General features: G+C 36.9%; 21 protein-coding genes. 5 read left to right on the top strand and 16 right to left on the bottom strand.

Annotated elements, in window-relative coordinates:
- Positions 1-10: 10 nt before the first annotated feature.
- From DQM45_RS03985 to miaA, 12 genes are all read right to left on the bottom strand, one after another.
- Positions 11-832: a ZIP family metal transporter gene (locus DQM45_RS03985; RefSeq protein ID WP_003084117.1), complete on the bottom strand. Its 822-nt coding sequence runs from the start codon at positions 830-832 to the stop codon at positions 11-13.
- A 14-nt stretch (positions 833-846) separates the two neighbouring features.
- A complete protein-coding gene (locus DQM45_RS03980; protein WP_003085241.1) occupies positions 847-1635 on the bottom strand; it encodes a Nif3-like dinuclear metal center hexameric protein in 789 nt (262 codons plus the stop codon).
- Positions 1625-2311 (bottom strand): tRNA (adenine(22)-N(1))-methyltransferase, encoded by a 687-nt coding sequence (locus tag DQM45_RS03975; RefSeq protein WP_003085272.1) that lies wholly within the window; start codon positions 2309-2311, stop codon positions 1625-1627. Before DQM45_RS03975 ends, DQM45_RS03980 begins: the two co-directional genes overlap by 11 nt.
- A 69-nt stretch (positions 2312-2380) precedes the next feature.
- The gene (gene nth, locus DQM45_RS03970; RefSeq protein WP_003084929.1) at positions 2381-3031 is read right to left on the bottom strand and encodes an endonuclease III; all 651 of its coding nucleotides are present in this window, start codon (positions 3029-3031) and stop codon (positions 2381-2383) included.
- Complete coding sequence (locus DQM45_RS03965; protein ID WP_003083003.1) at positions 3028-3711, bottom strand: DnaD domain-containing protein; 684 nt, start codon at positions 3709-3711, stop codon at positions 3028-3030. Before DQM45_RS03965 ends, nth begins: the two co-directional genes overlap by 4 nt.
- A gap of 63 nt (positions 3712-3774) precedes the next feature.
- On the bottom strand, positions 3775-4293 hold the full coding sequence (locus DQM45_RS03960; protein ID WP_003084090.1) for an adenine phosphoribosyltransferase: 519 nt from the start codon (positions 4291-4293) through the stop codon (positions 3775-3777).
- 130 nt (positions 4294-4423) lie between these two features.
- Positions 4424-6628 carry a single-stranded-DNA-specific exonuclease RecJ gene (gene recJ / locus DQM45_RS03955; RefSeq protein ID WP_003082551.1) on the bottom strand — a complete coding sequence of 735 codons (2205 nt, stop codon included), beginning with the start codon at positions 6626-6628 and terminating at the stop codon, positions 4424-4426.
- Complete coding sequence (locus DQM45_RS03950) at positions 6625-7389, bottom strand: SDR family NAD(P)-dependent oxidoreductase (RefSeq protein ID WP_003084622.1); 765 nt, start codon at positions 7387-7389, stop codon at positions 6625-6627. Before DQM45_RS03950 ends, recJ begins: the two co-directional genes overlap by 4 nt.
- Entirely contained in the window at positions 7386-8318 is a 933-nt protein-coding gene (rnz, locus tag DQM45_RS03945; protein ID WP_003085215.1) for a ribonuclease Z, read from the bottom strand. Before rnz ends, DQM45_RS03950 begins: the two co-directional genes overlap by 4 nt.
- Before the next feature lie 5 nt (positions 8319-8323).
- Positions 8324-8965 carry a hypothetical protein gene (locus tag DQM45_RS03940; protein WP_003083515.1) on the bottom strand — a complete coding sequence of 214 codons (642 nt, stop codon included), beginning with the start codon at positions 8963-8965 and terminating at the stop codon, positions 8324-8326.
- Positions 8958-10196 carry a GTPase HflX gene (gene hflX, locus DQM45_RS03935; protein WP_093958964.1) on the bottom strand — a complete coding sequence of 413 codons (1239 nt, stop codon included), beginning with the start codon at positions 10194-10196 and terminating at the stop codon, positions 8958-8960. Before hflX ends, DQM45_RS03940 begins: the two co-directional genes overlap by 8 nt.
- A gap of 91 nt (positions 10197-10287) precedes the next feature.
- Entirely contained in the window at positions 10288-11178 is an 891-nt protein-coding gene (miaA, locus tag DQM45_RS03930) for a tRNA (adenosine(37)-N6)-dimethylallyltransferase MiaA (protein WP_003084096.1), read from the bottom strand.
- A 132-nt stretch (positions 11179-11310) separates the two neighbouring features.
- Between miaA and DQM45_RS03925 the strand changes: the two genes are divergently transcribed.
- Positions 11311-11487 (top strand): DUF3042 family protein, encoded by a 177-nt coding sequence (locus tag DQM45_RS03925; RefSeq protein WP_003084106.1) that lies wholly within the window; start codon positions 11311-11313, stop codon positions 11485-11487.
- A gap of 140 nt (positions 11488-11627) precedes the next feature.
- Here DQM45_RS03925 and trhO read toward each other — a convergent pair whose 3' ends face one another.
- Complete coding sequence (trhO, locus tag DQM45_RS03920) at positions 11628-12614, bottom strand: oxygen-dependent tRNA uridine(34) hydroxylase TrhO (RefSeq protein WP_003082775.1); 987 nt, start codon at positions 12612-12614, stop codon at positions 11628-11630.
- Positions 12615-12783: 169 nt separating this feature from the next.
- Between trhO and DQM45_RS03915 the strand changes: the two genes are divergently transcribed.
- Entirely contained in the window at positions 12784-13089 is a 306-nt protein-coding gene (locus DQM45_RS03915) for a hypothetical protein (RefSeq protein WP_003084861.1), read from the top strand.
- A gap of 80 nt (positions 13090-13169) precedes the next feature.
- Here the strand turns inward: DQM45_RS03915 and glgP are convergent, their stop codons facing one another.
- The 3 genes from glgP to DQM45_RS03900 all read right to left on the bottom strand — a co-directional run bounded on the left by glgP (position 13170) and on the right by DQM45_RS03900 (position 18074).
- Positions 13170-15434, bottom strand: a complete 2265-nt coding sequence (glgP, locus tag DQM45_RS03910) for a glycogen/starch/alpha-glucan family phosphorylase (protein WP_003083563.1) — start codon at positions 15432-15434, stop codon at positions 13170-13172.
- Between the two features lie 21 nt (positions 15435-15455).
- Complete coding sequence (gene malQ, locus DQM45_RS03905) at positions 15456-16955, bottom strand: 4-alpha-glucanotransferase (protein WP_003082829.1); 1500 nt, start codon at positions 16953-16955, stop codon at positions 15456-15458.
- Positions 16956-17036: 81 nt separating this feature from the next.
- Positions 17037-18074 (bottom strand): LacI family DNA-binding transcriptional regulator, encoded by a 1038-nt coding sequence (locus DQM45_RS03900; protein ID WP_003083932.1) that lies wholly within the window; start codon positions 18072-18074, stop codon positions 17037-17039.
- Between the two features lie 213 nt (positions 18075-18287).
- Between DQM45_RS03900 and DQM45_RS03895 the strand changes: the two genes are divergently transcribed.
- From DQM45_RS03895 to DQM45_RS03885, 3 genes are all read left to right on the top strand, one after another.
- On the top strand, positions 18288-19538 hold the full coding sequence (locus DQM45_RS03895) for an extracellular solute-binding protein (protein WP_003083308.1): 1251 nt from the start codon (positions 18288-18290) through the stop codon (positions 19536-19538).
- A 231-nt stretch (positions 19539-19769) separates the two neighbouring features.
- A complete protein-coding gene (locus tag DQM45_RS03890) occupies positions 19770-21131 on the top strand; it encodes a carbohydrate ABC transporter permease (RefSeq protein WP_003084378.1) in 1362 nt (453 codons plus the stop codon).
- On the top strand, positions 21131-21967 hold the full coding sequence (locus tag DQM45_RS03885; RefSeq protein ID WP_003083539.1) for a sugar ABC transporter permease: 837 nt from the start codon (positions 21131-21133) through the stop codon (positions 21965-21967). Before DQM45_RS03890 ends, DQM45_RS03885 begins: the two co-directional genes overlap by 1 nt.
- Positions 21968-22019: the final 52 nt, after the last annotated feature.

Genomic DNA, 22019 nt, shown 5'->3' with positions numbered 1-22019 from the left:
AGTAACCTTTCTAGCCTAAAGCTACATCTAAAATCATCATCAATACAAAACCGAGCATCAAGCCCATAGTGGCGATATCAGTGTTACCATTTGTCTGTGACTCAGGAATCAATTCTTCAACAACCACAAAAAGCATTGCTCCAGCTGCAAACGACAGAGCATAAGGCAAGGCAGGCATCATAATAATGACTAATGCAGCACCTAAAATTGCCCCAATCGGCTCAACAATAGCTGACATTGCTCCCCAGTAAAAAGCGTTGAGACGACTCTTACCATCTGCACGGATAGGAATTGATAACGCTGCTCCTTCCGGAACATTTTGAAGACCTATACCAATTGCTAAACTTAAAGCACCCAAAAGGGCTAGTTTAGAAGCCCCAGTATGTTCCAAAGACCCAAAAGTGACACCAATTGCTAAACCTTCGGGAATATTGTGGATGGTAATGGCTAAAAATAAAAGGGCTGTCTTTGATAACCTTTTCTCAGGCTTCAATCCTTCCATTTCAGACATATTTTTATCCAAATGTAAATGAGGAACAATAGCATCAATACTTCTAATAAAGAGAGCTCCTACCAAGAAACCAATAGCAGCTGGTAGCCAAGACCATTGTCCATAATCAGATTTAGCATATTCAATAGATGGTGCTAACAAGGACCAAAATGAAGCTGCTATCATAACTCCAGCCGCAAAACCCATCATCACATCCAAAAGTTTTCTGCTAATCCGTTTAAAAAAGAAAACAATAGCAGCTCCTAAGATAGTACAGCCCCAGGTAAAGAGACCTGCTAAAAACGCTAGGAAAACTGGGTTTTGGTTAATTAACCAATTCATAGAAAACCTCACCTTTATAAATGACTAAATGGGTTGGTTGAGACTTGACTAGCTAAAATCTTTAGTGGCCAATTTTCATCAAGCTGCCATTCTGTCAGTTTTTCAACTATCTTCTCAATAAACAAGACTTCAATATGATGACCAGGATCAAGGGCCAATAACCCCTCAGTTAGCATTTCCTGAGCGGTGTGGTAATAAATATCTCCTGTTATGTAAAGATCAGCATGCTTTTTAATAGCATCTTGATAAAAATCATCCCCAGAACCTCCACAAATGGCCACACGTTTAATGAGCGGATTATCCTGATTGTATCGTATCAAGCGAACAGTATCTAAAGCAAAAACTTCCTTTACTTTAAGGGCAAGATCTTCCAGATGAATAGGATCAACATTACCAATACGACCGATTCCATAGCCCTCTTGAGTCTCAGATAAATAATCTCGGTCATAAATATCTAAAAGCTGGCAAAACCAATCGTTTAAACCACCAGGTACAACGTCAATGTTAGTATGACTGACATAAACAGCAATGTCATGTTTAACCAAATCCAGTAATATATTGCGTTGAGGGCTAGCTACTAAATCTTTAAGCCCTTTAAAAATAGGGGCATGCTTCGTGATAATCAAGCCCACATTGGCTGATATCGCTTCTTGTACAGTCTGTTCCCGAATGTCCAAGGTTACCATGACCTTATCAATTTCTTGTTCAAAACTCCCAACTTGTAATCCAAAAACATCACCAGTCATTGATAATTCTGGCGGACAAAACGCTTCATACTTCTTTATAACATCTCTAACTTTCATCGATTAGCATCTCCTTTATAATTTTCATTTTTTGGGAAATGGCCGAGCGGTCCACTTGATTATCTTCTGGGACACAAGAAAGAGCATGGGTCAGTTTGTCTAGCTCTCTTTGCCATTTGGCTCTAAAAATTGGCGATTTTTCTTTAGACAATAGAGGACCGAAACGACACTCTAAATCAGTTAACGCTTTAGAGCCAGGTAGAGCCTGAATAATCTCATAATATTTACCATTTTCTTCTAAAATACTTTCAGCTGCGATGGTAAATTGATTAGCTGCTAGCCAATGACGTAAGTCATCTTCACGATTGTTAGGTTGTAAGACAAGCGTTTCAACGCCTACCAATTTTTCTTTCCCTGCTTCTAAGATTTCAGCGATGAGACGACCTCCCATACCACAAATGCTAATCGTCTTGATATGGTCTTCAAGGTTCATAGCCTCTAAACCACTAGCTAGACGAGCTTCTATTTGCTTATCTAGGCCTGAAGTCTTAATATTCTTTTGAGCAGATAAAAAAGGCCCTTGAACAACTTCACCTGCGATAGCAGCTTCAATGTCTCCACGTTCAACTAAGGCGATGGGTAAATAAGCATGATCACTTCCAACATCCAGTAACTTACGGTTATAAGGGATATAGTCTGCTACCATCTGCAGACGCTTTGATAAAATTGTCTCCATTATCTCATCTTTCTAACTATTACTCGCTATATTATATCAAAATAGTAGCAAAACTAAAAGAAAGCCTTGTTAGGCCTTCTTTGAATGTTCTTTATAGTAGAGGCAATAACTTTGCAAGGGACAAACCTCACACTTCGGTTTTTTGGCTAAGCAATGGTAACGACCAAAGAAAATCAAACGATGATGAGTAATAACCCAATCCTTTTTGGGCACCTTCTTCATCAAGTCAGTTTCTATTTCGGCAACACTCGCATCTTGGTCAGATATGTTCAGTCTTTTTGCTACTCGAGCAACGTGCGTATCAACCGCAATTGATGGAATACCATAAACTTCACCTAAGACAACATTAGCGGTCTTCCGGCCGACTCCCGGTAATGCTTCTAGTTCTTTATGCGTCTTAGGTATTTGACCATTGAACTCTGCTAAAATTAACTGGGCTGTTTTGATAATATTTTTAGCCTTATTCTTATAAAGGCCTATCGTACGCAAACTGTTCTCCACATCAGTCAAATCAGCATTAGCTAGATCTTCAATCTCAGGGTATTTAGCCCAGAGAGCAGGAGTAATTTTATTAACAGCCTTATCAGTAGTTTGAGCAGATAAAATGACAGCAATCAACAAATGAAAAGGAGTATCCCAGTCTAATTCACCCTTGGCTTCTGGAAACATCTGGCCAATAATGGTTAAGACTTGGCGTAATTTGTCACGTCCAATTTTCATTGCTCACTCCATAAGTTCATTGCTGATAAGAAGTCATCTGACACAGAGACGTTAGAAGGACTGGATGCTTCACGTTCTCTTTTTCGTTCTTCCACTTGGTAAAGATTAGTAATTCCTTCCTTCCGCCAATTTCTAAGAATTGCTTGGATATATTTCCAATTGGTTTTACCATTAAAAACTGCCTCTTTCAAGGCTTCACGCACCAACTCAATGTCTGTCTTATCTTCTGAAATAGTTTTTTCTAAATCTTCTAGTTCAAAAGGACTTAGAAATCGTCCCAGCTCACGTTCAAACTCTTCAACTATTCTCTTAAACTGGTTGGTGTCATCTTGAAGAGGCTCTGCTTGCGTTTGTTCTTTAGCCAATAACTGATCAAGTTTAATAAAAACGGGACTAGCATCAATTAATGTTTCGATTTCATCAGCAATCCTTATGGTTTTCATATTCAACAAATCTTGATTGCTCAAATTAGCAATCGATTTATTGACTTCAGCGACTGATTTACCAAGGGCATTAGCAATCTGACTAGGTGCTAGTTCTTGCGTTCGAGTTGTATTTTGTAAGTAAAAGAATTGCCATACTAAAAAGTCATCGGCATTGGAAAAAATATCTTTAAAATGAAAAAGTAAGGCACTTGGGTAGACCAAATTGCCTGACTTATAACTATCGTAATAACTCATAATACCTCTATCAAGGTTTAAACAAGTAAACCTATTCTATCAGTGTATCGCCTGCTAGATTTATTAACCAGGGAAGTTCATCAGAACTTTATAGTCAATATCTTTCAAAGCATTGCGACCATTTAATCCGTCTAGTTCAATAATAAAAGCACAACCTGCAACAATACCGCCAAGTTTTTCAACCATCTCAATCGTTGCTTTAACAGTACCACCCGTTGCCAGTAAATCATCAACAATCATAACTCTTTGTCCTGGCTTAATTGCATCTGCATGCATCGTTAAAGTATCTATACCATACTCTTTTTCATAATCTGCTGAAACAACTTCACGAGGTAGTTTTCCCGGCTTACGGACAGGTGCAAAACCAATGCCCAATTCTACCGCGACAGGGCATCCAATAATAAAGCCACGCGCTTCAGGTCCTACAATCATATCTATTTCTTTGTCAGCTGCGTATTGGCAAATTTCTCTAATCGCGTAACTATAAGCTTTGCCATCAGCCATTAAAGGAGAGATGTCGCGAAAAGTAATGCCCTCTTTAGGATAGTTTTCAATTGAGGCGATATAAGGTGTTAAATTCATAATTAGTGTTTTCTTTCTCCTTAGCTTAAAGCATAAAATCAAATACTCTTAATTATAGCACGAAATGGATTTTTCGTAAATGAAGCACCCCTATAAACAGATAATTTCTAACCTTTAGGATTTACCTAATCTAATCCAATCCCATCAAAAATGCGTAAATGTCTTCAGGTCTTGCTAGGGCCATTAATTCTTGAAATTTAACCAAGCTTTTTAAGTCTTGATAAATATGACTTTCAGCAATTTCTCTCTTCGCTGCCTCTTTATTAACTGACATTAAGCCATCACTAATGGTTACAAAGTTTAACTCTTCGAAAATTTGAATCATTTTCACCAACAAAATTTTGTCAATTTTTAAATAATCACTCAGTTCTTGCAATTTAAAACGGACATCAAACTCAGGAAATTGGTAGATGGTTTTATAGAGACGAGCAAATTGTTCCTTACTGCCGTAACCTGTTAAATAATAAGGTTTCTCAATGGTATTTTTAAAATAAATTTGCTTATAATCTTGTTGTTGAAAATCCTCTTTCAAAGCAAGCTGATCATCAGGAACCTTGTCAAGAACAATTTCCTCATTGAAGGGATTTTCAGAATATAGTGGCACATTCTCTGGTATACCTGCACTTTTAGCACGGATATCAATTAATTGGAGGCCTGTAACACGCGCATCTACTAGCATTAATTGCAAAGTAGTCTTACCATTCCAGGAGTTAACAGATAAGGTTACTGCAAGTTCTAAACCTCTTGCTTGTTGGAAATCTTGTAACAAATGCCCTTGGTTGAAGGCTAAAAGATCGGTTGTTACAGAGCCTTTTTGAAGACGAAGCTTGAGATGGGCACTATTTGCTCCTAGAGTTCTAGCTTGAAGTAATTGAAAATCTTGCACTAAAAAAACAGGCTTAGGATTTCCCATACCAAATGGAGCAATACTCTGTAAGCTTTTCAAAAGTTCTATAGACAAATGCTCCAAATCTAATATTGAATCGATCATTAAGCTATTTTTTTGCTTACAATCAATGTGATTCTCTACAATAAAATCACTAAGTGCTTGAGCCAAAGCCTCTAAATTATCGACGGGCAGAGTCATACCCGCTGCTCCAGCATGGCCACCAAACGCTGTCATTAATTCCCGTTTTGCATTTAATGCTTCAAAAATGTTGATTGCGTCAATGCTACGGGCTGAGCCTTTCGCATAGCCATTATCACAATTTAAAACAATAACAGTCTGGCTGATTTCTTCCATGATGCGACCAGCAACTATGCCCAAAACACCTGGATGCCATCCCTCTTTTGCGAGAACCTGAACAGGCTTACTAAGATCAACCATTTGTAAAGCCTCATCATAGATAGTCTGAACAAGAGCCTTTCGTTCCTCATTTTTAAGGTTAATCATTTCAGCAATAGCTAAGGCTTCCTCTTCATCAAAACCAGTCAACAATTCAATGGCTGGGTTGGGGTCATCGAGGCGACCTAGAGCATTTAACTGGGGGGCAATTTTAAAGCCAATGACTTCTTCATTAAATTGTTCAAAATCCACACCAGCTAGAGCCATTAATTCCTGAAGACCTACCCGCTCAGTATGACGTAAAATAGAGAGGCCATTTTTAACCAAAATGCGATTCTCGCCCTGGAGACTAACCATATCAGCTACTGTCCCAATAGCGACCAAATCTAGGAATTCTGTCGGAACTTCTTCCAGTAGTGCTGTTGCCAATTTGAAAGCAACGCCACAGCCAGCTAGGTATTTAAAAGGGTATTCAGCATCTGGATGCTCTGGATGGATAATCGCGAAAGCTTCAGGCAAAGTATCAGGAAGACCATGATGATCCGTCACGATAACATCAACTCCCTGTGCTTGCGCAAAAGCTATTGCTTCATGACCAGAAACACCATTATCAACCGTTATAATTAGAGAGATAGCTTCCTGCTGGATAAAATACTTGTAAACGCTGAGGTTTGGCCCATAGCCATCAGTAAAACGATTTGGCAGGTAAACTCTTACCTCAGCTCCCATCATTTCAAGGGTTTCTTTCATGATAGAAGCTGAAGTCATACCATCTGCATCATAATCACCATAGACTAAAATCCTTTCGGCATTTTCAATAGCCTGCCGAATCCTAGACACTGCTTTCTCCATATCATTAAGCAAATAGGGGTCATGTAGATGGGAGAGGTCCGCACGTAAAAAAGTGTCTACTTGCTCAGGTGTCTGAATCCCACGTTCATAAAGAATTTGCGCACTTTCTTGGGATAGTCCTTCTTTTTTAGCAAGTTGAAAGAAGCCAGAATCTGGCTTCTCTTCTTGTATTTCCCATTGATACTTCGCTTTTATCATTTATAGTTAAAAACCTTTCTTGCAAGATAATCTGACAACCTTGGGAATAAGCTATAAAACAGACGTGTGACTGCCAGTGTCCAAGGTAAGTTAAGCTCTCGCTTGTTTTTACCAAGTATGGCTACCGTTTTCTTAGCCACACTATCTGGCTCCAATGCAAAGTTATTGATACTCTTCAAATATTGGCCTGAGGGGTCCGCTTGGTCAAAGAAACCTGTTTTAATCGGTCCTGGGTTAATCGTTGTGACATACACATTTTTTTCAGCTAATTCTAATCGCAGGGCATTTGAGTAGCCAATCATCGCAAACTTTGTTGCTGCATAAACACTTGATTTACTGGTTGCCACTAAGCCAGCCATAGAGACAATATTAACAATATGACCATAATTCTGCTCTGCCATTTTAACACCTATTAAACGTGCGAAATCAATGGAAGCTAGGGTATTAATTCTAAACATCTCTTCAATTTCTTGATGTGTGTATTGGTCAAAGGACTTAAAAGAACCAAAACCAGCATTATTAATCACTACATCAATAGTTGGAAATTCTTGGTAGATATCCAAGAGCAAGTTGTTGATAGCTTGCGCATCACTAATATCAATTTGAAAACACTTTTTGTTGGGGTACTCTTTGTATAGGCTTTCTAATTTATCTTTATTGCGACCCAGTAGGAGTAACAAATCTGTCTTTGGTAGCTCCTTTATGATAGCCTGGGCCAAACCTCCTGAAGCCCCCGTTATAAGAATCACTCTTTTTGTCATTGAATCCTAATTTCCTCTAAATCTTTAACTATTTTGACATTAGCAAAAATGGCTGCTGCATCTTTCTCCATTTGACGACAATCGCGCCCCAAAAACCGAGCTGAAACATGATTCAAGAGCAAGCGCTTCACACCTGCATCTTTTGCAATTTGGGCCGCTTGTAGGTTCGTTGAATGACCATGATTGCGCGCAATCTTGTCATCTCCTTTTCCGTAAGTCGCTTCATGAACTAGAACGTCTGCATCTTTTGCTAATCTCTGGCTAGCTAACGATTTACGCGTGTCTCCAAGTATAGTAATAATCTTCCCTTTTTTAGGGGCAGAAATGAAGTCTTGTGCCTGAATCAGGCGACCATCTTCTAAGACCACGTCTTGGCCGTTTTTGATTTTCCCAAATAGAGGACCAAAAGGAACTCCTGCTTCTTTTAAGGCCTCAGCATCAAGTGTGCCTTCTAAGTCTTTTTGAACAACACGATAACCTAGGCAAAAAATAGTATGAGCCAAACGTTCTGCGTAAACTGTAAATTTGTCTGTTTCAAGAATTTTCCCTAAATTATCCTCAGTCATTTCATGGTAATGAATCTTATAAGGAAGACGGGAGCCTGATACTGATAGGCTGTTTTGAACAAAGGATTTAATCCCTAGCGGACCAAAAATATCAACATCTGTTTGTTCTTCACTAGCTTGAAAAGCTCGACTAGAAAGAAAACCTGGTAAACCAAAGATATGGTCTCCATGCAAGTGAGTGATAAATATTTTTTCAATTTTTCTGGGTTTGATTGTTGTTTCAAGGATCTGTCTTTGTGTTCCTTCACCACAATCAAACATCCAAATTTCGTTAATTTCATCAAGAAGCTTCAAGACAAGGCTCGAAACATTCCGCTGTTTGGCTGGCTGACCAGCACCAGTTCCTAAAAATTGTAATTCCATACATCCTATTCTTTCTCTTGATTGATATAAATTTGGCATTCTTTTTGTTGGAATGCATAATATTTGTTTCCCTGATATTGTTGGCTAAGAGCGACGACTTCTTGAGCATTATAGCCTGATAAAAGAATAATCTGACCAGATTGAACTCCCTTAGTTAGGAGGGCATCTTCTAAAACAATCTCCTTTGCATTTTCAAATGAAAATGGCCTTGTTTGCATTTTAATCAAACCATCTTCAAGAAAAACCACATAATGAGGGAAAATCTGAGCAAGCTCAAATAAGAGGTCATCAGATACCACTTGGACACCTTCTGAAAAAACGAGTGCCACTTCTTTAGCATTTTCAAAAGCCAAACCAAAGGAACGTCCTGAGAGATTTAAGCGTATAAATGGTTTTTTTTCCAGAAAGCTTGGTTGCTTTTGAAAAAGCTCAAAAGCCTTACTGAGTTCAAAAAAGTAATCAGTTGCTGCTTTTGGGGACTGTTTTTGATAAATTTCTGCAAAATAGGCATTAATGACACTTGGTGGTGGCGTAATAACTTTTAATTTTTGATCATGGCTTAAATGCTTCAAAATTATCTCTAAGTAACCTTTATCAAGCTGTGTAAAACCACCCATTTTTATCGCAAGTGCAACATAATCAATCATAAAATTCTTCTAATCTCCATTTATGTTTAGGGTTAATATAACCTGAAATTTCTTCAACTTCCTCTTCAAAATGATAAGAGTCCAACAAGGCAACTTTATTTAAATCGTACAATTTATAAGCTTTTTCCTGATGCACTTTAACTGAAAAAGGTTGATATAACTCTCGAATCTGCTGACTAATAATCCGTCTTAACAAAGATCTACTTTCAGGATCCTTAGCTGATAGTCTTACATTTGGAAAAGCTGTTGCCGTTAGATGATCTGCCTGATCCATTTTATTGTAGATAACAAGACGAGGAATATCAAGCATCTCTAAATCTTTCAAAATATCTAAAACCACTTTTTCTTGTTCAGAATGATTTGGGTCACTGGCATCAACAACGTGCAAAAGTAAATCAACATAGCGACTCTCTTCTAAGGTTGATTTAAAAGCCGCTACTAATTCTGTCGGTAAGTCTTGAATAAAACCAACGGTATCTGTTAAAGTTGCTCTGAATTGATTTTGTAAGTAAATTTGCTTTGTCGTAGCATCTAAGGTCGCAAAAAGCTCATTTGCTTCATATTGACCATCATCTGTCAAGACATTCATGATTGTTGACTTACCAGCGTTAGTATAACCAATTAAACCTATTTTAAAAGTGTCAGACTGTACCCTTCGGTCACGAATTGTTTGACGATTTTTTTCAACAATTGCAAGTTGCCTCTCAATATCAGAAATCTGATGCCTAATCGAACGACGATTCAACTCTAGTTGACTTTCACCCGGACCACGGCTTCCAATACCACCTGCTTGGCGACTGAGCATAATCCCTTGTCCTACTAATCGAGGTAACATGTACTTCAGTTGAGCTAAGTGAACTTGTAATTTGCCTTCATGACTTCGAGCACGCATAGCAAATATATCTAAAATTAACTGCATACGATCAATAACTTTAACCTCTAATATTGCTTCTAAATTTGCATTTTGTCTGGGAGTTAGTCGATTGTTAACGATGACGGTGTCGATGGCGTCAGCATCGATCATTAGCTTAATCTCATCAAGTTTACCAGAGCCAATAAAGGTTTTACTATCATATTTTTCTCTTTTTTGGAGATAAGAGCAAACAACCTTAGCACCTGCTGTTTGAGCTAGACTAGCTAGTTCTTTCATAGACATATCAATATTTTCTGTGGTCTGTAAGGCAACACCGATTAATATTACCCTCTCTTGCTCAACTTTCGTCTCTGTCATCACCATAGGCTAATCCTCCAAATTTCGTAACCTTTATTATACCATAAAAGTATCTCACTACTTATAAAATTAAATGCAGTGCTTTTGAGTATTAACCTTTTAAAAAAGCTGCTACTTTCTGCTCAATAGGCAAAGGGTAGTCATTAGCAGAAATGGGATAAAAGTCTACAGACATTCTATTTCGAAACCACGTTAACTGCCTTTTAGCAAAGCGTCGAGTATTCTGCTTTAAGTGGGCACTTGCTTCTTCTAAAGTCTCATCACCTCTAAAATAGGGAAATAATTCTTTATAACCAATGGCTCTACTTGCTTGTGCAGTCGGAAAATTATCAAAGAGCCATTTGGCTTCACTTAATAGGCCTGAAGCCAACATTCTATCAACTCTTTGATTAATTCTATCATAGATAAGCTCTCGCTCATCATTTAAGCCAATAATCATAGTTTTGTAGGGGAAAACCTGATTGCTTAAATCCTGACCAAAACGCTGTAATTCTAGGGCTCTGATAGCGCGTCGACGGTTTAATTCAGGAATAACTAGGCCTTTATGTTCTACCATAGCAAAGATTTCCTTTGTTCCCAAAGATTCTAACTCTTTACGGTAGTCTAAAAGAGCTTCTTGATCAAGGTTTCCACCCAGATGATATCCTTCTAGTAAGCTTTGTAAGTAAAGCCCAGTCCCTCCTACAATAATGGGAAGTTTCCCCTTTGCTAAAATCGTATTAATAGCCTTTCTTGCATCATTTACAAAGTCAAAGGCAGAATAAGTATCAGTGACTTCTCGAATATTAATAAGATGGTGGGGAACTGCTTCTTGTTCAGCTTGAGTCGCTTTTGCTGTTCCAATATCCAAATGACAATAAACTTGTTGACTATCACCTGAAATAATCTCACCATTAAACACTTGTGCTAACCTTATGCCTAGTTCTGTTTTTCCGACCGCTGTTGGTCCAACAATGACGAGAATTTTTTCTTTATTTGACATGATCTTCTTTCTAGTTTTATTCTCTCATAAAACATCTTTTTCTTGATATTTAGAGGAAAATTCGTTAACATATATTATAACATAAGTCTTAAGTTCAACAGAATTAACGCCTTATAGAAACGGAGAAAAGTTATGTCTAAGAATTATCAATTCGTTAAAGGTTTAGCAACTGGTGTCTTGGCTACTGCCGCAACTGTTGCAGGTGCGGTTTTTGCAGTCAAAAAAACGATTATTGAACCTGAAGAAGAAAAAGAAGCATTCGTAGAAGAAAATCGTAAAAAAGCGGCACGTAGACGTGTTGCTCGCTAAAAGAAAAAAATCTAAGCTAATGCTTAGATTTTTTCTTACATAGATTATAAGTAGCAGTTTTAGAGCTCATTCACTAATTTTATAGATTTTGATTGCTTGGTAAATAAAGAAGAGATTCAATTTGAATCTCTTCTTTATTATTAGACTGTTTCTAGCTCTGGTAAATGTTCACCAATTGCTTCTAAACGACTAGCCCACTCTTGACGGCTTAGCCCATTTTCAGCTACATAGCGATTCCGTTCATGAGCTCGACATTCTGGCGAACAACCACGGACATATTTTGCTTCATTTGCCTCTGAAGCAAAAATTTGCTTATTACAGAACGGATTAGCACAATTAACATAACGTTCACAAGGTGTATCATCGAAATAATCTCTTGCAATTACCGTTGGGTCTACATGATTAATTGGCACTGCGATACGCTCATCAAAAACATACATCGCCCCATCCCAAAGCTCACCTTGAACTTCTGGATCTTTACCGTAGGTTGCAATACCACCATGTAATTGGCCAACATCTTTGAAGCCTTCACGAACCATCCATCCAGAGAATTTTTCACAACGAACACCACCTGTACAGTAGACAACAACCCGTTTTTCCATAAACTTCTCTTTATTGTCTCGGACCCACTGCGGTAAATCCCTGAAATTACGGATATCTGGACGAATGGCTCCACGAAAATGTCCTAAATCATATTCGTAGTCGTTACGTGTATCTAACACAACTGTGTTTTCATCTAATAGGGCTTCTTTAAATTGCTTAGGATTCAAATATTCACCAGTCAATTCTAACGGATTGACATCTTCATCAAACTCATTATCTTCTAAGCCAAGATGAACAATTTCTTTTTTATAACGAACAAACATTTTCTTAAAGGCTTGCTCATCTTCTTCATCCATCTTAAACCATAAGTCGGCAAAGCGTTCATCACTATGAACCCAATCCATATATTTCTGAGTTGTTTCATAGTCCCCAGAAACCGTACCGTTAATTCCCTCATCAGCAATTAAGATCCGACCTTTTAAGCCAATCGATTTACAAAAAGCTAAGTGTTCAGCGGCATATTCTTGTGCATTTTCAATAGCAACATATTTGTAGTAGAGTAAGACTCTAATTTTTTCTGACATGATATCTCCTATGTTATCAAAAGTTTTACACATTATTATACCGTCACTAAAGGATGAGACGCAAAAAATAAGCTTGTTCAATAGTTCACAAAAATCGAAATAATTGACTCCTTAATTGAAATATGACAGAATGGGAATATTATTAATAGCTAGTAAAAAGGAGGCCTTAATGTCCTACGAACTTTGTCTTGAATATGGCACCTATCCTCTCACTGTTCTTAATGCACAGCTTGACGAAGATAATGTTATTCCAACATTTATCAAAGGCAACCAACCATTGTTAGATAAATTAGATCGCGTAAACACACTTTTTCATGAACTTTTCTTAACGATTGAGTGCCAATTTCACTATATTGGCCATGAGTTTCCTGAAAAAAGGCAAACCATTACACAACTATACAGCGAGATTGTTCAAGAGTTACAAGAAAATTATGCTGATCAAAAAATTAAGATTCATCGCCTTCTAATCTCTTAAATGGTGATTAGTAACCATCTCATTTTTAAGAAGAATAAGCAAAACCTCAGTTGTAAGCAACTGAGGTTTTTAGGTTAAAACTAATTTGAATGCCAGATTTCTTGGTTATATTGCTCGATTGTTCTATCTGAAGAGAAGAAACCTGCTTTAGCAATATTATTCACAACTTTAGTCATCCACAAGTTCTGATTCTCATAATCATTCAACATTTTTTCTTTGACATCAATGTATTCTGCTAAGTCAATCAGGGTCATAAACCAATCTTTGTTAATAAGTTCTTTGTAGAGACGATCAAGTCTTGACTCATTTCCTAGTTCAAGCATTTGTGGACTAATAATAAAGTTAACAGCAGCCTTGATTTCTGGGTGAATATCATAATAGTGTTTTGAAACATAGCCGCCGTCAGCGTACAAATTAATAATCGTATCGGAATCTTTACCAAAAGTATAGATATTATCCATTCCTGCTAATTCTGCAATTTCGACATTGGCTCCATCCATCGTTCCCAAAGTTAAAGCACCGTTAAGCATAAATTTCATATTACCGGTTCCAGATGCTTCTTTTGAAGCTAAAGAAATTTGCTCAGAAATATCACTTGCCGGAATTAAATGCTCTGCTACAGTCACATTGTAATTTTCAACCAAATGCACATTGAGATAAGGACTAACCTCTGGATCATTGTTAATTAATTCTGACAGGCAAAGAATCAGATGAATGATATCTTGGGCAATGATGTAGGCAGGTGCTGCTTTACCACCAAAAATAACTGTAATCTTACGTTTTGGAAGATTACCCTTTTTAATGTCTAAATATTTATGAATAACATACAGGGCATTCATTTGTTGACGTTTATATTCGTGGAAACGTTTAATTTGAGTATCTATAATTGAATTTTCATCCAAGTCGATACCTTTATTATCTTTTAGATAACGTTTCAACGATAATTTGTTCTGATGTTTGATTTCTGCTAATTTAGCATGAACTGTTTTGTCATCAGCAAAGGCTAACAGTTTTTCCAATTTTGAACTATCTGTAAGATAGTCATCGCCAATGAGTTCTTTAATATAATCAGCCAAATCTTGATTAGCAAATTCTAACCAACGACGGAATGTTATCCCATTAGTCTTATTATTGAATTTTTCAGGATAAAGGTCATAGAAAGCCTTTAATTCACTAGTCTTTAAGATTTCAGTATGCAGTGCTGCCACTCCATTGACACTCGTTGCAAAATGAATATCCATATGTGCCATGTGAACGCGACCAGAATCATCAATGATTTGAACTGATTTATCAGCAACTTGTGACGCAATCAACTCATTTAATTTTTCAATAATTACAACTAGATGAGGAACAACTTCATTCAAATAGTCTAATGGCCATTTTTCAAGAGCTTCTGCTAAAATAGTATGGTTTGTATACCCAACCATTTGCTTAACAATTGATACTGCTTCTTCGAAATCAAACCCATGTTTTTCAGTCAATAAACGAATCAATTCTGGAATAACCATTGACGGATGAGTGTCATTAATTTGAACATAAGCATAGTCTGCCAAGTCATGTAAGTTTGACCCACGTTCAATGGCTTCATCGATTAGGAGTTGAGCTGCGTTTGACACCATGAAATATTGTTGGTAGATACGAAGTAACTCACCATTACGGTCAGAATCATCTGGGTACAAGAATAAAGTTAAGTTTTTTTCAATTTCAGTTTTATCAAATGAAATGCCATCTTTAATTAAGCCATAATCAACACCTTCGATATCAAACAAGTTCAGATAATTTTTCGTTTCACGCTGATATCCCAGAACATCAATACGATCTAAACGAGATTTCAATGTAAAGTTTTTGAACGGAATATCATAAGAAATAGTTGTTGGAACCAACCATGACTGGTCTTCAATCCAATAGTTTGGTTCTGCTTCTTGTTCATTATGTTTAAAAACTTGCTTAAAGAGTCCACAATGATAATTGAGACCAACCCCTTCACCATTGATTCCTAAACTTGAGATAGAATCAATAAAACATGAGGCTAAACGTCCCAAACCACCATTTCCTAAAGATGGTTCTAATTCCACGTCTTCTACTTCAGCAATGGATTTGCCAGCCTTAGCTAATTCTTCTTTGATTTCTTTATAAATCCCCAAGTTGATAAGATTGTTTGATAATAATTTACCAATAAGAAATTCTGCTGAGATATAATAGACCTTACGCTTTGCATCATTTTTAGCTTTATGAGCAGCAGCCTCTTTAACATAATTTAATAACGACAGATAAATTTCTTCATTTTGTGCTTCGGATAATGGTTTTCCAAGACGATTCTCAGTATAAGTTGTGAAAGTTGACATTTTTCCCTCTTTTCAAAAATTTTAGTGTGTATTCGCTCGACCATAACGTTCAGTAAGTCGTGTTAAGTAAACCTTATGTTCATCGGTTAAGTCATCTGCCAGCATACGCCACTGCCAATTGCCACCAACAGTATTTGGCATATTCATTCGACTCTCAGCAGGTTTATCTAACAGATCTTGCATACAAAGAATAGCATAATCACAGACCGATGCGAAAATGGTACGTAACATAGCCTTCGTAATAGGCTCCTGGTGAGGTTTTCCAAGATAAGCATTAACAAATCGTGCTTGCTTAACAGTTAAATTTTCATACCAGCCGTTGATAACTTCATTATCATGGGTTCCAGTATAGGCAATATTATTCCTATCATAATGATGAGGCAAATCAAAGCTTTGACTTGTTTCATCATAAAGCCCAAATTCTAATATTTTCATGCCTGGGAAGCCTGTAGCTGCTAGCAGTTTCTCCGCTCGATCGTCAATGTAACCCAAGTTCTCCGCAATAATTGGAAGATCTCCTAAGGCATTTTTTACGGTCTCAAATAGCTCAAAGCCTGGTGCTGAAGCCCAGTGGCCATTTTTAGCAGTCTTGTCTCCCCCAGGAATTTCCCAAAAATCAGAGAAGCCTTTAAAATGATCAATCCGAACAAGATCATACATTCGACAACTTTCTTGAATGCGGAAAATCCACCAAGCAAAATCCGTTTTGAGATGGTTATTCCAGTCATAAATAGGATTACCCCAAAGCTGGCCATCTTCACTAAAGCCATCTGCCGGAACTCCTGCTATATAGAGTGGTTTTTTATCTTGATCCACCTTAAATAATTCAGGCATTGTCCAAACTTCAACACTATCAGCGGATATGTAAATGGGCATATCACCAATAATTTGAATCCCCTTTTGATTAGCATATTCTTTCAGTGCAAACCATTGTTGGAAAAAGAAATATTGACAAACTTTATGATAATTTATAAGGTTTGCCAACTTCTCTTGGTAAGAAGCTAACGCTTTGTGATCACGTTTGACGATAGCCATATCAGGCCAGTCTTGCAGAGCTTTATTACTAAAATATTCCTTAATAGCCATAAAATCTGAATAGTCTGATAGCCAGCTCGCATTTTGTATAAAAGTCTCTAACTCTTTTTTACCATTGGCTGACGCTAAAAAATTTGCAACTGCTTTTTCTAAAATAGGGCGCCTTGCCGAGAAAATAGTAGCATAATCAACTGACTCAGGATCAGAACCAAAGAAAACTCCTGTAAAATCTGATTGTTCTAAATAACCAGCGTCAACCAAGAGATCGAAATCAATAAAATGGGTATTCCCAGCAACCGCTGAAAAAGACTGGTAAGGGGAATCTCCAAAACTGGTTGTTGTTAAAGGCAATATTTGCCAATAGGTTTGCTTGGTTTCTTTTAAGAAATCGACGAAGTCATAAGCAGATTTTCCAAATGTACCAATCCCAAATGGACCTGGTAAGGAGCTGATATGCATGAGGACTCCACTTGCACGTTTATTCATTCTAATACCTCTCATAATAGTGACTATGATGAGATTATAACGCAAGCGTTTGCGTAAGTCAATAAAAAAAACAATATTTTTTCAAATACTGCTTTTCTTACTATTTTTTAAATTGCGAACACTCTCTCTAATCTTAAGCGTAAAGGGCACAAAGATTTTTTGACTAAGAGACTGTTCTTTTGAACTGATAATGTCCATTAATTGCTTAAAACTTGTGACCCCCAAATTGTCAACATTAATGTCAAATGTCGTTAGGTAGGGGTGAACCAATTTGCAATATGTTGAATTATTAAAGGTAATAATAGAGATATCATCTGGAACTTTCAGACCGTAGTATGAAAGTAATTGAATCATTCGGACACTTAGAATATCACCAATAACAATCAAGGCTGTTGCCCGAAAATCAAAAATAGTTTCGGTCAGCTCTTCCACACTCATGGGATCACTACGGTCAAACAGCAACATTGGTTTTGACTCCAAATGTAATTTCATACACCCCTTGAGGTAACCAATATAGCGCTCAGATGCCACTTCTGATTGGAGATCATCTGTGATAAATAAAATACGTTTATGACCATTATTATATAAATAATTAATTGCTGTTTTAGCCATTAATTGATTATCATTATCTATATACGTGATATTATTTTCATCGCCTTCAGGTGCTCCGACAATTACAAAAGGAATCTTATTTGCCATTAAATAGTGGCGAACGGGATCATTTAATTCGGAATATAAAATAATAAAACCATCAACTCTCTTTTGAAGATGCATCAATTTAACTTGCTCTTCAAGAGCTTCAACTGAATTACCAGTTGCGATAGAAATCGTAAAGTGATGTTTCTTTGCTTCATTGGTAATAGTGGATAATATTTGCATAAAAAAAGGCTCTGACAAACGATCAGTGAAGGTTATTGGAGGAAAGACCAGACCGATATTATGTGTTAGACCACTAGCCAGTATTTGCGCTGCAAGGTTTGGCACATAACCCAATTCCTGCATAGCTTTTCGGACTTTTTCCTTTGTTTTCTCAGATATAGATTTATTATCTTTTAATACCCGACTAACAGTTGATGGATTTACTCCTGCCTTGTTAGCAACATCTTTTATTGTTACCATTCATACCTCTCATATTAAGAACAGTTGTTCTTATTTCTACGCATGTGTTTTTTTCCATTATACAATTATCCTTGGAAAAATCAAAGCCTCTCTAAAAGTTTTAGCAAATCTAATTTTTTGACATTTTTTTGAAAAAAATCAAAAAAACTATTGACATAAACTGCAAACGGTTGCATAATAGACTTATAAAATATTTCTTAGGAGGAAATGGCTATGAAATCATGGCAAAAAATTATCGTCAGCGGAGCAAGCTTAACACTTGCAAGTACTCTTTTGGTAGGTTGCTCATCAGCTTCAAACGATAAGAAAGAATCTGCTTCATCAGACTCTAAAACAATTAAATTATGGGTTCCAACTGGAGCTAAGAAATCTTATGCTGAAACTGTTGCGAAATTTGAAAAAGATTCTGGCTATAAAGTAAAAGTTGTAGAATCTGAAGATCCAAAAGCACAAGAAAAAATCAAAAAAGATGCTAGTACTGCTGCTGATGTATTTTCTCTTCCTCATGATCAATTAGGACAACTTGTTGAATCTGGTACTATTCAAGAAGTTCCTGCCAAATATACAAAAGATATTACTAAGAATGACACAGAACAAGCCATTGCTGGTGCTCAATATAAGGGCAAAACTTACGGTTTCCCATTTGGTATTGAATCACAAGTTCTTTTCTACAATAAAGAAAAATTAAGTGCTGAAGATGTTAAATCATACGAATCAATCACTTCAAAAGCTACTTTTGGTGGAAACTTCAAACAAGCTAACGCCTATATTACTGGACCTTTATTCATGTCCGTAGGTGACACACTATTTGGTCAAAACGGTGAAGATGTTAAAGGGACAAACTGGGGCAACGACAAAGGTGTTGCAGTTCTTAAATGGATTGCTGACCAAAAAAATAATAAAGGTTTTGTCAACTTAGATGCTAATAATACAATGTCTAAGTTTGGCGATGGTTCAGTTGCATCATTTGAATCAGGACCTTGGGACTACGCTGCTGCTCAAGAAGCTATCGGCAAAGACAAACTCGCTGTAGCTGTCTATCCTAAAGTAACTATTGGTGGCCAAGAAGTTCAACAAAAAGCTTTCCTTGGCGTTAAACTTTATGCCGTTAACCAAGCTCCAGCTAAGGGTGATACAAAACGTATCGCAGCAAGCTACAAACTTGCTTCATACTTAACAAGTGCTGAAAGCCAAAAAAATCAATTTAAAACACGTAATATCGTTCCTTCAAACAAAGATGTTCAATCTTCTCAAGACGTCCAATCTAATGAACTTGCAAAAACAGTTATTACAATGGGCTCATCTTCTGATTACACAGTAGTCATGCCAAAAGTTAGCCAAATGGGTACTTTTTGGACAGAAAGTGCAGCTATTCTTAGCGATGCCTATAGTGGCAAAATCAAAGAAGGTGACTTCCTAGCCAAATTACAACAATTTGATAAAGACATTGCTACAACAAAATAATCATTGTTGAACACTATAAACAAGTTCGGGAGTTGTTACTAATTAGATTACGTGATTGTCTTCTCCAATAGGGAGTGGATCTAGGTCTCAGTACTTATAGGGATTTAGACCACTCCTACTTGTTTTTATTTAAAAACTTAGCTGTATGCTACGTAAACTTTTAAGATTCTTAAAGGTTTACGTAACATTTAGCTATGTTACCAAAACTATCCTATACAAAGGAGAAAATTTATGATACAAAAAAGCTTGGTGCCAGAGGTCAGTGTAACTGACGCATTAAAAAAAGGTAGTTGGGATATTAAGCTATCTACATTAATTATGGGATTTGCCAATCTTGCCAATAAACAATTTATTAAAGGGTTACTATTTTTAGTAAGTGAAATCGTTTTTCTGATTGCTTTTGTCAGCCAAATTATTCCGGCCTTTAAAGGTATTATCACCTTAGGTACTCAAACCCAAGGAATAGTTACTAAAACTATTGATGGTATTAAATTGAAAGTTGCCGTTGATGGTGATAACTCCATGCTAATGCTCATCTTTGGTTTAGCTGCAATCATTTTTTGCTTAGTTTTTGCCTACATCTATTGGTGTAATCTTAAAAGTGCTAGAAACCTCTATCTGCTTAAGAGTCAAGACGAGAAGATTCCAACCTTCAAAGAAGATTTTCTCACATTAGCTAACGGTCGTTTCCACATGACCCTGATGGCAGTGCCGTTGATTGGTATTCTCCTCTTCACCATTTTACCACTGGTCTATATGATCTGCTTAGCATTCACAAACTTTGATCATAACCATCTACCACCTAAATCGCTCTTCGACTGGGTTGGATTTAAAAATTTCGGTAATATTTTAAGTGGTCGTATGGCAGGTACTTTTTTCCCTGTCTTCTCATGGACACTGATTTGGGCCGTTTTTGCTACTGTTACTAATTTCTTCTTCGGTATTATTTTAGCTCTGCTGATTAATACCAAGGGCTTAAAATTGAAAAAAATGTGGCGGACAATTTTTGTTATTACTATCGCCGTTCCACAATTTATTTCATTATTGATTATGCGTAATTTGTTAAATGATGAAGGGCCAATAAATGCTTTACTCTATAAACTTGGACTTATCAAACACGCCTTGCCATTTTTATCTGATCCATTATGGGCAAAATTCTCAATCATTTTTGTTAACATGTGGATTGGTATCCCCTTCACCATGTTAATCGCCACTGGTATTATTATGAACCTGCCAAGCGAACAAATTGAAGCTGCTGAAATTGATGGAGCAAGTAAATTCCAAGTGTTTAAATCTATTACTTTTCCACAAATTCTCTTGATTATGACACCAAATCTAATCCAACAATTTATTGGTAATATTAATAACTTTAACGTTATCTATCTATTAACGGGTGGTGGACCAACAAATTCACATTATTATCAAGCTGGAACAACTGATCTTCTCGTTACATGGCTCTACAAACTCACCGTTACTGCTGCTGACTACAATCTAGCCTCAGTTATCGGTATCTTAATCTTTGCTGTGTCTGCGATTTTCAGTTTATTAGCTTATACTCGTACTGCATCATACAAGGAAGGAACTGTTAAATAATGAAAAATAAACGTCGATTCCAACTTGGTTTAGTTTATACTACCTTAACAATACTTGCTATTGTATGGCTGTTCCCAATTGTTTGGGTTGTCTTAACAAGTTTTCGTGGCGAAGGAACTGCCTACGTTAACTACTTCCTTCCCAAAACTTTTACCTTAAATAATTACATCATGCTATTTACCAATGAGTCATTTCCTTTTGGTCGTTGGTTTGCTAATACCTTTATGGTCGCATCAGCTACTTGTATCATTTCTACCTTCATTACAGTAGCTATGGCCTACTCTCTTAGCCGGATTAAATTCAAACATCGCAACGGCTTCCTTAAATTAGCGCTTGTCCTTAATATGTTTCCTGGCTTTATGAGCATGATTGCTGTCTACTACATCTTAAAGGCGCTAGGTTTAACTCAAACCTTAACAGCACTTGTACTTGTCTATTCAGCTGGTGCAGCATTAGGATTCTATATTGCTAAAGGGTTCTTTGATACCATTCCGTACTCTTTAGATGAATCAGCAATGATTGATGGGGCTACGAGAATGGATATCTTCTTTAAAATAACTTTACCATTATCAAAACCTATCATTGTTTATACAGCACTACTATCTTTCATGGGACCTTGGATTGACTTTATCTTTGCCCAAGTTATCTTAGGTGATGCTACAAGCAAATATACCGTTGCTATCGGACTTTTCTCAATGCTACAAGTTGATACAATTAATACTTGGTTCCGTGCTTTTGCTGCTGGCTCCGTATTAATTGCAGTTCCCATCACTCTCCTCTTCATCTTCATGCAAAAATATTACGTTGAAGGTATTACAGGTGGATCTGTTAAATAGATTTCAAAAGATGTTAAGCTTAAGATGCTATTTCTGAGTCCGACGAGTTTAT

Source organism: Streptococcus porcinus (assembly GCF_900475415.1).
Taxonomy (GTDB): domain Bacteria; phylum Bacillota; class Bacilli; order Lactobacillales; family Streptococcaceae; genus Streptococcus; species Streptococcus porcinus.
This window is presented reverse-complemented; position numbering and strand designations above follow the sequence as displayed.